Origin of the sequence: Bradyrhizobium sp. HKCCYLRH1030 (genome assembly GCF_051168395.1) — a bacterium.
GTDB lineage: Bacteria > Pseudomonadota > Alphaproteobacteria > Rhizobiales > Xanthobacteraceae > Bradyrhizobium.
This window is the reverse complement of the sequence record NZ_JBNPUY010000002.1, coordinates 769230-782291: the sequence shown is the minus strand read 5'-3', so window position 1 is coordinate 782291 and position 13062 is coordinate 769230. Positions and strand designations below refer to the sequence as shown.

11 protein-coding genes are annotated in these 13062 nt (G+C 66.7%); 7 read left to right on the top strand and 4 right to left on the bottom strand.

What is annotated here, in order from left to right:
* Positions 1-77 precede the first annotated feature (77 nt).
* Complete coding sequence (locus tag ACQR1E_RS08960; protein ID WP_316194679.1) at positions 78-1487, bottom strand: MFS transporter; 1410 nt, start codon at positions 1485-1487, stop codon at positions 78-80.
* A gap of 124 nt (positions 1488-1611) precedes the next feature.
* On the opposite strand from ACQR1E_RS08960, the gene ggt reads away from it, so the two are divergent.
* Together ggt and ACQR1E_RS08950 are read left to right on the top strand one after the other, a co-directional pair.
* On the top strand, positions 1612-3363 hold the full coding sequence (gene ggt, locus ACQR1E_RS08955) for a gamma-glutamyltransferase (protein ID WP_410051834.1): 1752 nt from the start codon (positions 1612-1614) through the stop codon (positions 3361-3363).
* 167 nt (positions 3364-3530) lie between these two features.
* Complete coding sequence (locus ACQR1E_RS08950; protein WP_434896926.1) at positions 3531-4937, top strand: serine hydrolase domain-containing protein; 1407 nt, start codon at positions 3531-3533, stop codon at positions 4935-4937.
* 3 nt (positions 4938-4940) lie between these two features.
* Here the strand turns inward: ACQR1E_RS08950 and ACQR1E_RS08945 are convergent, their stop codons facing one another.
* Entirely contained in the window at positions 4941-5606 is a 666-nt protein-coding gene (locus tag ACQR1E_RS08945; protein ID WP_315715866.1) for a glutathione S-transferase family protein, read from the bottom strand.
* 162 nt (positions 5607-5768) lie between these two features.
* Here ACQR1E_RS08945 and ACQR1E_RS08940 point away from each other — a divergent pair, with 162 nt between their 5' ends.
* The 5 genes from ACQR1E_RS08940 (at position 5769) to panE (ending at position 10402) form a co-directional block, all read left to right on the top strand.
* Entirely contained in the window at positions 5769-6341 is a 573-nt protein-coding gene (locus ACQR1E_RS08940) for a DUF2239 family protein (protein WP_434896925.1), read from the top strand.
* 151 nt (positions 6342-6492) lie between these two features.
* A complete protein-coding gene (locus ACQR1E_RS08935; RefSeq protein ID WP_315716177.1) occupies positions 6493-7806 on the top strand; it encodes an MATE family efflux transporter in 1314 nt (437 codons plus the stop codon).
* Between the two features lie 104 nt (positions 7807-7910).
* Positions 7911-8519 (top strand): 2-hydroxychromene-2-carboxylate isomerase, encoded by a 609-nt coding sequence (locus ACQR1E_RS08930; protein ID WP_434862526.1) that lies wholly within the window; start codon positions 7911-7913, stop codon positions 8517-8519.
* A gap of 108 nt (positions 8520-8627) precedes the next feature.
* The gene (locus ACQR1E_RS08925; protein ID WP_434896924.1) at positions 8628-9365 is read left to right on the top strand and encodes an SDR family NAD(P)-dependent oxidoreductase; all 738 of its coding nucleotides are present in this window, start codon (positions 8628-8630) and stop codon (positions 9363-9365) included.
* Between the two features lie 113 nt (positions 9366-9478).
* Positions 9479-10402 (top strand): 2-dehydropantoate 2-reductase, encoded by a 924-nt coding sequence (panE, locus tag ACQR1E_RS08920; protein WP_434896923.1) that lies wholly within the window; start codon positions 9479-9481, stop codon positions 10400-10402.
* A gap of 251 nt (positions 10403-10653) precedes the next feature.
* Here panE and ACQR1E_RS08915 read toward each other — a convergent pair whose 3' ends face one another.
* The gene (locus ACQR1E_RS08915; protein WP_434862527.1) at positions 10654-11229 is read right to left on the bottom strand and encodes a c-type cytochrome; all 576 of its coding nucleotides are present in this window, start codon (positions 11227-11229) and stop codon (positions 10654-10656) included.
* 172 nt (positions 11230-11401) lie between these two features.
* The gene (locus ACQR1E_RS08910; protein ID WP_315750582.1) at positions 11402-12679 is read right to left on the bottom strand and encodes a PQQ-dependent sugar dehydrogenase; all 1278 of its coding nucleotides are present in this window, start codon (positions 12677-12679) and stop codon (positions 11402-11404) included.
* Positions 12680-13062 lie beyond the last annotated feature (383 nt).

The window sequence follows — 13062 nt, the reverse complement described above, 5'->3', positions numbered from 1 at the left end:
GGAATCCATAACCACGATCGTGAGTATGGATTCCGGGCTCGCCCTGCGGGCGCCCCGGAATGACGGCGGAGCAAGTTTCAGGCGCCCTGCCCCGCACGACCACCTGCATTCACCCGCGCCAGCAACACTAGCCCCACCGCAAAGAACAGCACCAGCACGGCCATGCCGGCCTTCTGACTCGCAGTGACCGCGGTGATGGTGCCGATCAGCAGCGGGCCGATGAACGACGTCACCTTGCCGGTGAGCGCGAACAGACCGAAATACTGCGCGACGCGCTCCTTCGGCACCATGCGGATCAGCAGCGAGCGCGAGGCCGCCTGCAGCGGCGCGCCGCAGGCGCCGATGACGCAGCCGAGCAAGAGATAGGCGCGCTCCGGCAGCGAGGCGAACAGCGGGCCGCCCGGCACGGCCGGCGTAACCGAAATGAACAGAACCGAATCACGGCTCACCATGAGAATCGCGATGATCGCGAGCAGCAGCAGCGTCATGCTGCCGGCGATCACGCGCTTCGGCCCGAGAAAGTCATCCAGCTTGCCGCCGAGCCAGCCGCCGAACGTGCCGGCGGCGGCGAGGATGATGCCGAAGGTGCCGATCTGGATCGTGTTCCAGCCGAACGTGCCGGCGGCATAGATGCCGCCGAAAGCGAACAGCGACACCAGCCCATCGGTGTAGATCATGTTGGCGAGGAGAAAGAGCGCAACGTCGCGCTGCTGCGGCAGGCTGCGCAGCGTCTGCTTCAGTTGACCAAGCCCCTCGCCCACGGCCGCGCGCAGCCGGTGCCGCGCCGGAAAGTCCGGTGTGAACAGGAACATCGGCAATACGAACACGATGAACCAGAGCCCGGTGAGCGGACCGGAGATGCGGTCGCCTTCATGGCTCACGGGATCGAGCCCGAACAGCGGCTTGAATCCAAACAGCGTGCGGCCGCTGTCGGGATTGGCGGCGAGAAAGCCGAGCACGATGACGAGCGAGAGGATGCCGCCGACATAGCCGGTGGCCCATCCGGTGCCGGACAGCCGGCCGATGCGTTCCGGCGGCACCAGGGTCGGCATCATCGCGTTGTTGAACACGGTGGCGAACTCGACACCGATGGTGGCGATCACATAGGCCGCGAGCAGCGGCGGGATCAGCTCGGGCGCGCCGGGACGCCCGATCCACATCAGCGAGGCGCCGATCACCAGCATCGCGCCGAACGCCGCGATCCACGGCTTGCGGCGCCCGGTGGCATCGGCGATGGCGCCGAACACCGGTGACAGCAGCGCGATGACGATGCCGGCCGCGGCGGTCGCAAAGCCCCACAGCGCCTGGCCGCTCGCCGCGTCCGGCGCGACATGCGCCGCGAAATAGGGCGCGAAGACGAAGGTCGTGATCAGCGTGAAGTAGGGCTGCGCCGCCCAATCGAAGAAGATCCAGCTGACGACGGCCGCGCGCCCGGGATAGATTCGGCCGTCGGCAGGACCAGAGGTCTCGATCGTGATGACGGCCATTCGAAAATCCTCTGCAATCACAGCGTCGCATCTCGCGACGATCACGGCGTTGCGTTTTACGCCGGCGACGCGGCCCTATAACATCTGACGATCCCAGGCGGATGTCAGCAACGGCAGAATTGCGATGACCACGTTCACGATTGATCGACGACGGCTCCTTGCGGGTTTCATGCTGTTGCTGGCCGGCTGCCTGCCCGCGCGGGCGCTGGATTCGCAAACCTTCGATATCCCGCAGCCCCCCGGTATCACCGCGCCGGCGCAGCCGCCCGCACATGGCATGGTGGTGGCGCAGGAGCGGATCGCGGCCGAAGTCGGCCAGCGCATCCTTGCGCTGGGCGGCAACGCGGTCGATGCCGCCGTTGCCACCGGCTTTGCGATGGCCGTCACCTATCCCGTTGCCGGCAACATCGGCGGCGGCGGCTTCATGGTCATCCACATCGCCAGGACCAACGAGGACGTGGCGATCGACTATCGCGAGACCGGTCCCGCCGCGATCACGCGCGACATCTTCCTCGGCGCCGATGGCAAGCCCGACAACGTCAAGTCGCGCGATTCGGCGCTGTCGATCGGCGTCCCCGGATCGGTGGCAGGTCTCGCGCTGGCGCTGGAGAAATACGGCTCGGGCAAGTTCACGCTGGCGCAGGTGCTGCATCCGGCGATCGTGCTGGCGCGCGACGGCATCCCCGTCGCCGACGACGTTGCCGTCACCCTGCCGATGATGGCGCCGCGGCTGGCAAAATGGAAATCATCGGCCGCGATCTTCATCCGTCCCGATGGCACGGTGCTGAGGGAAGGAGACCGGCTGATCCAGCGCGATCTGGCGGCGACGCTCACCGCCATTGCCGAGCAGGGCCCGCGCGGATTTTATGAAGGGCCGGTCGCCGACCAGCTCGCCAAGGCGATCCAGGATGCCGGCGGCATCATGACAGCGGACGATCTCAAGGCCTACCAGCCGGTGCTGCGCACGCCGGTGCGCGGCACCTATCGCGGCTATGACATCGTGTCGATGCCGCTGCCGTCCTCGGGCGGCACCGTGCTGGTCGAGATGCTGAACATCCTCGAGGGCTTTCCGCTCGCTGAGCTGAAGCAGGGCTCGCCCGCCTCGCTGCATCTGCTGATCGAGGCGATGAAGCGCGCCTATGCCGACCGCGCGCGCTATCTCGGCGACCCCGCCTTCGTCGACGCGCCGGTGCGCGCGATGCTGTCGAAGGACTATGCCGCGCGCCAGCGCGCCGGGATCGATCCCGCGCACGCCACCAGCGCCGGCGACGTGCTCAACACCACGCCGCTGCGGGAGGGCAGCAACACCACGCATTTTTCGGTCGTCGACAATGACGGAAATGCCGTCAGCAACACCTACACGCTGAACTTCCCCTATGGCGTCGGCCTCGTCGCCGAGGGCACCGGCGTGCTGCTCAACAACGAGCTCGACGATTTCACCGCCGCGCCCGGCGCCTCGAATGCCTTCGGCCTGGTCGGCTTCGAGGCCAATCTGCCAGGCCCCGGCAAGCGGCCGCTGTCGTCGATGTCGCCGACCATCGTGCTGAAGGACGGCAAGCCCGTGCTCGTCACCGGCTCGCCGGGCGGCAGCCGCATCATCTCGACCGTGCTGCAGGTGATCGTCAACGTGCTCGACTATCGGATAGACGTCCGCCAGGCCGTCACCGCGCCTCGCCTGCATCACCAATGGATGCCCGACGAGGTCCGAATCGAGAAGGGTTTTGCCGAGGACGTGCTCGCCGGTCTGCGCGCCCGAGGTCACAAGCTCGAGGAGCCGATGGGACGGACCTCGGCCAACTCCATCCTGGTGACGTCGGATGGATTCGTCGGCGCGCCGGATCCGCGCAGCAAGGGCTCCACCGCAGCCGGGCGCTGAGGCGCCGGTTCCCAGGCGATGTCGGACATCGCGGCCCCGGATGACGATTTGCCGCCGCCCGGCGGGGCCCTGCACGCGCTTCCCTCCGTTGGCGTGGTGACCGAGGCGCGTTAGAAGCATACCAGGGCGCAGCGAGGCTCGCCCGCGAGACGGTGTCGGACGTTCTGGTGCATTTGCGAAGATTCGTGGTCGGTCTGCTGGTGTTTGCGGCCCTGCTGGTGGCGGGGTGGCTCACCTATCGGCCTGACCGGGCGCTGCGCGTCGCGACCAGCGCGGTCGCCGAGATGATCTGCGCCAAGACCTACGTCTCCGGCTTCGATCCGCAAACGGTGTTTGCGGAGACCATGGAACGGCCCGGTCTGCGCCGGCTGCGGGCCGTGATGCGCTACCGGGTGGAGCCCGACATGCGCATGGTGGAGGCGTCGCTGCTCGGCCTGCACGCCACCCGGGCCACGTATCATGACGGTCTCGGTTGCGTGACGCTCCAGGGCCAGAAGCCGCCTTACGTGCCTCACACCGACGTCGCTGCGCTGCGTGCCGCGGCGCCCGCTCCCGCGTTGCCCGACTTGGCGGAAGGCGCTGCAGTGGAGCCCGGCGATCCCGCGCTGAAGGCGGCGCTCGATCACGCCTTCGAGGAGCCGGCCAACCCGCCGTTCCGCCGCACCAAGGCGGTCGTCGTTGTCAAGGACGGTCGCCTGATCGCGGAGCGCTATGCGCCGAACATCAGCGTCGATACGCCGCTCTTAGGCTTCTCGATGACCAAGACGGTCACCAATGCGCTGCTGGGCATCCTCACCCGGCAGGGCAGACTGAGCCCGTCGGTCCCGGCGCCGGTCGCGGAATGGCGCGAAGCCGGAGATCCGCGCCACGACATCACCATCGAGCAGTTGATGCGCATGACATCAGGTCTGGCGCTGGACGAGACCAATTCCGGCTTCGACCCGTCGAGCCAGATGGACATCCACCGCGACATGGCGGCGTTCGCGGTGCATGCGCCGCTGATCGCGCCGCCCGGCCAGCGCTGGGCCTATTCGAGCGCGAGCACCCAGATCCTGGCACGCATCATCCGCGATGCCGCCGGCGGTCCCGAGCAGGCGATCGAACTCGCGTGGCGCGAGCTGTTCCATCCGCTCGGCATGCGCAGCGCGACGCTGCAGTTCGACGGCACCGGCACGCTGCAAGGTTACGGCAACATGCTGGCGAGCGCGCGCGACTGGGCGAAGCTGGGGCTGCTCTATCTCGGTGACGGCGTCGCCGGGGACAAGCGCATCCTGCCCGAGGGCTGGGTGGCGATGTCGGCGGCCGCGACGCTGGACACCGACTATGGCGCGGGACTGTGGACGAACCGCAGCCAGCATTTTCACGCGCTGGGACGGGCGCGCGCCGGCATCCCGGCGGACGCGTTCTTCGCCTTCGGCCTGCTCGGCCAGCGGCTCGTGATCATGCCGAGCCAGCGCATGGTGGTGGTCCGGCTCGGCGATTCCGTGGATCCGGACGGCGACATCAAAGGCGTCGCCCGGCTGGTGCGCGAGGTGATTGCGGCGACCGCGGCGCCGGCGACGGCCGCCAAATAGCGCTCAGCGGCCGACCTCGTAGGGCCCGCCCTTCTCCAGCGCGATCTTGTAGGCCGGCCGTGCCTCGATGCGGGCGAGGAAATCCATCGCCCGCGGATGGCCCTGCTCCAGGCCGCCGCGCGATGCCGCCGCCTGCAGCGGGAAGCTCATCTGGATGTCGGCCGCGGTGAACGAATCGCCCGCAAACCACTCGCTCTTCTGCAGCTCGCTTTCCCAGAACGCCATGTGCTGCTTCAACTGCGGATTGACCAGCGTGCTCAAGGCCTGGTTCGACACCTTGCGCACGATCGGACGGAGCAACGCCGGCGCGCGCTTCGGCATGATGTTGAACAGCAGCTTCAGCAGCAGCAGCGGCATCGCCGAGCCCTCGGCGTAGTGCAGCCAGTACGAATAGCGCAGCCGCTCCGGCGTCTTCGGCGGCGGGATCAGCCGTCCCTCGCCATAGGTCTCGATCAGATATTCGACGATCGCGCCGGACTCCGCGACCGTGTTGCCGTCGTCGGTGATGACGGGCGACTTGCCGAGCGGATGGATGGCGCGCAGCTCCTTGGGCGCGCGCATGTCCGGCTGGCGCTCGTAGCGAATGATCTCGTAGGGCACGCCGAGCTCCTCGAGCAGCCAGAGCACGCGTTGCGAGCGGGAATTGTTGAGGTGGTGAACGGTCAGCATGGGGTTCCCAGGGACGGATCGAGTGGCGGGCGCCGTTCCGTAGCAGGACAGGATGGGTTCGGCGAGGCGTCCTCGGCACTGGAGGCGGCCACAATAATTATCCGGGTAATATTGACTTTAATTTCACCCGGGTCTTATTAGGCGCATCACAGGGACCAAGCCATGGACACTTTCACCGCGTTTGCCGGCCAGACCCGGGTCGCCGCCGGGCCGCTGCCCAAGGTGGCGCTGGTGCTGAAACACGCCGCGCCGAACACCGAGCCGATCGTGATCTTCAACGACCGCACCGGGCAGCCGATCGACCTCGATCTGCGCGGCAGCGATCGGGAGATCCTGGCGCGCCTGCCGGTCGACGCCGGCGCGGTCGCAGACCAGCCGCCGAGCGGGCCGCGCGGCCGCGGCCGGCCGAAGCTCGGGGTCGTGGCCCGCGAGGTCACCTTGCTGCCGCAGCACTGGGACTGGCTGAACGCGCAGCCGGGCGGCGCCTCGGTGGCACTGCGCAAGCTGGTCCACGACGCCCGCCGCGTCAGCGGCGACACCGACCGCGCCCGCGAGGCGCGTGACGCGGCCTATCACTTCATGTCGGGGATCGGCAGCAACCTGCCGCAATTCGAGGAGGCCTCCCGGGCGCTGTTCGCCGGCGATCTCGGCCGCTTCGCCGCGCTGATGGCGGACTGGCCGGCCGACATCCGCGACCATGCGGTGGCGCTCGCGCATCGCCACAGGGCCGATTGAGATCGGCTGATTTCAACAGCCAGCGAGAGCGGCCGTTCGCGGCGGCTCTCATTCCAATTCCTCGCAACGCGACCGTACTCCGAATGAAGAGCGGTCGACGGAGAACCATGCCGTGTCGTCGCCAACCGCCTCGCTGCGCAAGCCGTTCCTGATGTTCGTCGTCCCGATGATGCTGAGCAACACCCTGCAATCGCTGTTCGGCACCATCAACAATGTCTATCTCGGCCAGATGATCGGCGTCGATGCGCTCGCCGCGGTCTCGGTGTTCTTCCCGGCGATGTTCTTCTTCGTCTCCTTCGTCATGGGCCTCGGCTCGGGCGCCGGCGTTCTGATCGGACAGGCCTGGGGCGCCGGCGAGCCCGCCAAGGTGAAGCAGGTCGCCGGCACGACGCTGACCATTGCGCTGCTGCTCGGCGGGCTGATCGCGGTGCTCGGCGGCCTGTTCAGCCGCGAATTGCTGACCGCGCTCGCCACGCCCGCCAACATCCTCGATGCAGCCGCGGGCTATGCCCGCATCATGATGATCACGATGCCGCTGACCTTCGCCTACATCCTGCTGTCGTCGCAGATGCGCGGCGTCGGCGACACCGTGACGCCGCTGGCCTCGCTCGCCGCATCGACGACGCTCGGGCTGGTGCTCACCCCGGTGTTCATCCGCGGCTGGCTCGGCGCGCCCGTCCTCGGCGTCGCCAGCGCCGCCTGGGCGTCGGCGATCTCGACCCTGACCACGCTGGCCTGGCTCCACGTTCATCTGCGCCGGCGCAAGCATCCGCTGGCGATCGATGCGGCCTTCCTGCAGGGCATGCTGCCTGATCCGAAGCTGCTGCGGGCGGTGCTGCGGCTCGGCATCCCCGCCGCGATCGGCATGATCGTGATGTCCTTGGCCGAGATGGTGCTGATCGGCCTCGTCAACGGCTTCGGCTCGGACGCGACGGCGGCCTATGGCGCGGTCAACCAGGTGCTGGGCTATGTGCAGTTTCCGGCGCTGTCGATCGCGATCTCGGTCTCGATCTTCGGCGCCCAGGCGATCGGCCGCGGGCAGGCCGAGCAGATCGGCGACATCGTGCGGACGGGCATCGAGATGAACGTGGTGCTGACCGGCGGCCTGGTCGCGATCGGCTATCTGTTCTCACGGGTGCTGATGGGTTTCTTCATCACCGACCCTGCCGTCATCGAGGTGGCGCAGCATTCGCTGCATATCGTGCTGTGGAGCTCCGTGCTGTTCGGCATGTCCATCACGTTCTCGTCGGCGATGCGCGCCTCCGGGACGGTGTGGATGCCGCTGGCGATCTCGGCGTTTGCGATCGCCGCGATCGAGGTGCCCGCCGCCACCTGGCTCAGCCGCAGCATCGGGCTCGACGGCGTCTGGCTCGCCTATCCCATCACGTTCGCCGCGATGATGCTGCTGCAGATGAGCTATTATCTCCTGGTATGGCGCAAGCGGACGGTGCGCCGGATGATCTGACGCACCACCGGCGTCTTCCGGCCGCTGGAATATGATGACCGTCATAAAACCCTGGACGGAGCTGCTGCGCTGGACCACAATGTGAAAAACCGAGGAGACCGCCCATGAGCCGTCCTGCGCCAGAATTCATGTTCGACTTCGGCAGTCCCAACGCCTATCTGAGCCATGAGGCGATCCCGGCGATCGTGAAGCGGATCGGCGTCCAGTTCTACTATGTCCCGGTGCTGCTCGGCGGCATCTTCAAGGCGACCAACAACAAGTCGCCCGCCGAGTCGCTCGCCGGCATCAAGAACAAGCGAGAGTTCCACGAGGTCGAGACGCAGCGCTTCCTCAAGCGCTACCACGTGCAGCCCTGGGTCTGGAATCCGTACTTCCCGGTGAATACACTGAACTTGATGCGCGCGGCCATCGCCGCCCAGCTCGAGGGCGTGTTCGATGCCTATGTCGACGCGGCGTTCCACCACATGTGGCGCGAGCCGAAGAAGATGGACGATCCCGAGATCGCGATCGCCGCGATCACATCCTCCGGGCTCGACGGGGCCAAGCTGTTCGCCCGCGCCCAGGAGCCCGAGGTCAAGGCGAAGCTCGTGGAGAACACCCAGCGCGCGGTCGAGCGCGGCGCGTTCGGCTCGCCGACCTTTTTCGTCGGCAACGAGATGTTCTTCGGCAAGGAACAACTGCGCGACGTCGAGGACTACATCCTAGGCAGGTAATCGCCGTCGTCGCGAGCGAAGCGAAGCAATCCAGAGCCACGACGAAGGACTGGATGGCTTCGTCGCTTCGCTCCTCGCAATGACGGCTCGGGAGAACGGAGACCAAGCATGCAGCAGCGCAACGCCACCGTCGCGGTCGTCGGGGCCGGCGACTACATCGGCGCCGAGATCGTCAAGAAGTTCGCGTCCGAAGGCTTCACGGTGTTCGCCGGCCGCCGCAATGGCGACAAGCTCGCGCCGCTGGTCGCGGAGGTCGAGAGCGCCGGCGGGCGGATCGTGGCGCGCTCGCTCGATGCCCGCAAGGAGGACGAGACCACCGCCTTTCTCAACGACGCCGACAAGCATGCGCCGCTGGAGGTCGTGATCTTCAATGTCGGCGCCAACGTCAACTTCCCGATCCTCGAGACGACGGACCGCGTGTTCCGCAAGGTCTGGGAGATGGCGTGCTGGGCCGGCTTCGTCACCGGGCGCGAGGCCGCCCGGCTGATGCTGCCCCGCGGCGGCGGCAAGATCTTCTTCACCGGCGCGACCGCGTCGCTGCGCGGCGGCGCCGGCTTCGCGGCCTTCGCCTCCGCCAAGTTCGGCCTCCGCGCGGTGGCGCAGGCGATGGCGCGCGAACTGATGCCGCAGAACATCCATGTCGCTCATCTGATCATCGATTCCGGCGTCGACACCGCCTGGGTGCGCGAGCGCCGCGCCCAGCTCTGGGGCGAGGAGGCGCTGGACAATCCGGACCTGCTGATGCCGCCGTCCTCGGTTGCCGGCGCCTATTGGCAGCTCTACCAGCAGCCGAAGACCGCCTGGACCTTCGAAATGGAGATCCGGCCGTTTGGCGAGAAGTGGTAGAGGCGAATAGCGAATAGGGAGTAGCGAATAGGGAATGGAGCCTATTCCCATTCGCTACTCGCCATTCGCCACTCGCTTCTGCATGATGCGGCCCGCTCACGGAGGATCCACCCATGCGTATTCTCGTCGTCGGCGCCGGCGCCATCGGCGGCTATTTCGGCGGCCGGCTGCTGCAGTCCGGAGCCGATGTCACGTTCCTCGTCCGCCCGCGGCGCGCGGCTGAACTCGCCAGCGCCGGCCTCGTGATCCGCAGTCCGACCGGTGACGTCACCTTGCCCAATCCGCGGACGGTGCAGGCGGATGGTTTGAAGCAGCACTTCGACGTCGTTCTGCTGAGCTGCAAGGCCTTCGATCTCGACGACGCGATCGGCTCGTTTGCACCGGCGGTGGGACCTGACACCGCGATCATTCCGATGCTCAACGGCATGAAGCACCTCGACGTGCTCGACGCCAGGTTCGGGCGCGCGCGCGTGCTCGGCGGGCTCTGCGCCATCGCCGCGACATTGAACGAACAGCGCGAGGTGGTGCAGCTGCAGCCGATGCAGTCGCTGAGCTTCGGCGAGCGCGACGGCGGATCGTCGGAGCGCGTCCGCGCGATCTTCGAGATCTTCCAGCGCGGCAATTTCAATGCGTCGGCCAGCGAGAACATCATGCAGGACATGTGGGAGAAGTGGGTGTTCCTGTCCTCGCTCGCCGCGTCGACCACCTTGATGCGCGGGCCGGTCGGCGTGATCCTGACCGCGCCGGGCGGCAAGGATTTCCTGCTCGGCATGCTCGACGAATGCAGCGCCACCGCTGCGGCCGCCGGCTACCCTCCGGCCGGCGCCTTCTTCCAGCGTGTCTCCGGCATGCTCACGGCGGAGGGATCACCGATGACCGCCTCGATGTTCCGCGATCTCCGCGCCGGCCTGCCGGTCGAGGCCGATCACGTCATCGGCGATCTCGTCGCCCGCGCCGATGTCGCCAAGGTCCCGGTGCCACGGCTGCGCATATCCTACACCCAGCTGAAGGTGTACGAGGCGCAGCGGCAAAGTTGACCGCAGTGGCCGGATAGTCTGGCGATTTAGGTTGATCAGGCACAGTCCCCGAGGCAAGTACAGGTGTCGTCCCTGCGAACGCAGGGACCCATACTCCGCGGCCGCGGTGAGGCAGGCAACTCGCAGCGAAATCCCTCGATGGACTCCGCGGTATGGGTCCCGGATCGGCGCCCACCAACGCTTCGCGTCGGCAGGCTTGTACGGGACGACAGCTGTGGGTGTGGCGCGAGACCCCATCCCATCACCAGCAACTACAGATGCGCCAGATAATGCGCGAGCGCCGTGATCTCCTCGTCGCTCAGCGGATAGGCAACATCCGTCATCGCCGCCTGGCTGCCGCCGACGCGCTGGCCGCTCTTGTAGTCGTGCAGCGCCTTGACGAGATATTCCTCGCGCTGGCCGGCGAGCCGCGCCACGCCCTTGGTGCCGGCATAGCTGTCGAGATGGCACGAGGCGCAGCGGCGGCCGGCGGCGGCTTGCGCGCCTTTGGCCGACAGATCCGGATCATTGTCGGGCGGCGCCTTGGCCGGCTGCAGCGAGGCGAAATAGGCGCCGAGATTGCGGATGTCCTCGTTGGTGAGCTGATCGACGATCGGCTTCATCGCCTCGTTCTTGCGTGTGCCGGCGCGGAAGAACACGAGCTGCCACTGGATGAACTGATCCTGCTGGCCGGCGAGCGAGGGAATGTTCTCGGTCTGCGAGATGCCGTTCTCGCCGTGACAGCCGGCGCAGAGCTCGGCCTTGGCCTTGCCGGCCTCGAGATCGGCCGCGGAGGCCGGACGCGCCGCAACCAAGAGCGTCAGCGCGGCCGCTGCTGCCCGGCACATTCTGGAGGTCCCTGGAGTCATCGCGGGGGTTCTCGCTCCCATCATTGCTATGGCGCGCGGACCGGCCTTCGGTCGATGAGCGGTACCTCGCCCCCGGTCAACGCGCGACTGTCAAAATAGTTGGGGCTGCGGCCGCCGTAAGGCAGCGCGCAGCCCCGCTTTCACGACGAGCTCATTTCTTCTCGTAGCTGATGCGATAGATCGCGCCGGCCCAGTCGTCCGCCACCAGGATCGAGCCATCCTTGGCGAGGATGATGTCGTCGGGGCGGCCGAGATAGCCCTGGTCGCCTTCGAGCCAGCCGGAGGCGAACACCTCCTGCTTGGCGTCCTTGCCGTCGGGACCGACGATGACGCGCATGATCCGCGCACCCTGGTACTTGTGCCGGTTCCAGGAGCCGTGCTCGGCGATCAGGATGTTGTTCTTGTACTCCGCCGGGAACTGGTCACCGGTGTAGAACTTCATGCCGAGCGGCGCCACGTGCGCACCGAGGTTCAGCACCGGCGGTGTGAACTCCGAGCACTTGTGGCCCATCGCGAATTTCGGATCCGGCATGTCACCCTGGTGACAATAGGGATAGCCGAAATGCTCGCCGATGCGGGAGATCATGTTGAGCTTGTCGCTCGGCAGATCGTCGCTGACCCAGTCGCGCGCGTTCTCGGTGAACCAGTAGCGGCCGGTGCGCGGATCGACGTCGCCGCCGACGCTGTTGCGGACGCCGAGCGCCCAAATCTCGGCATTGCCGGTGCGCGGATCGACGCGGCGGATCTGCGACACCGATGTCGGCGGAATGCCGATGTTGAAGGGCGGGCCGAAGGGAATATAGAACCAGCCCTCCTTGTCCACCGCGATGTATTTCCAGCCATGCGCCGCATAGGACGGCATGTCGTCATAGACGACCTTGCCCTGGCCGAGATTGTCGAGATTGGCCTCGGCATTCTCGTATTTGATCAGCTTGTCGACGGCGATGACGTAGAGATTGCCGTCCTGGAAGGCGAGGCCGGTCGGCATGTTCAAGCCCTTGAGGACCGTCTTGACCTCGCGCTTGCCGCCCTTGTCGCTGATCGCATAGACGTTGCCGAGTCCGAACGAGCCGACGAACAGCGTGCCCTTGTCACCCCACGCCATCTGCCGCGCGGCGAGCACGCCCGACGCCCAGACCTCCATCTTGAAGCCGTCCGGCAGCTTCACTTGCTTGACGATCTTCGCAAGCTCGGCATCGGAGGCGCCGGTCGGCGGGCCCGATGGCGGCGCCAGCCCCTTCTGCGCCTCGGTCTCGTCACCGAGGAACCAGTCGTCCGGCGGATGCGTCCAGAACTCCTTGGTGCCTGATTCGTATTTCTTCAGGCCCTTGCCCTGATCGGATTGCTGCTGCGCGCCGGCGATGCTGGTGCCGGCGAGAAGACTGATTGTTGCAAGCGCAAGAATGCTTCGGTGAAAAGCCGATGTCATCGCTTCACTCCCATGAGGCAGCTCGTGTGGCTGCGTCTACTATTCGGAACGTATCTGAAGACGTCCTTTGGCCGACCACACCAGTGGTCCTGCTCAAAAATGGTAGCACATCCTGAGCGGGTGAGAAGCGGATTGCTGCCAGGTTCGCGCGAGGCTCAAGAGATGCCGTTCCACTCATCTCATACTGGATGCGCATGCCCATGCTCACGCCTGCGCCGCATCGGCGATTGTCCGCCACGCGGCACGGGCCTGCCGCCATGCGCTGTATTCATATGCTCCGATCGGCCGGACGATTGGCGTGCGCTTGAACACCCGATAGGATCGGAACAACCGGCTGCGACCGTTCACCGCGCGGCAATGAGATCAAGTCGACAGGATCGATG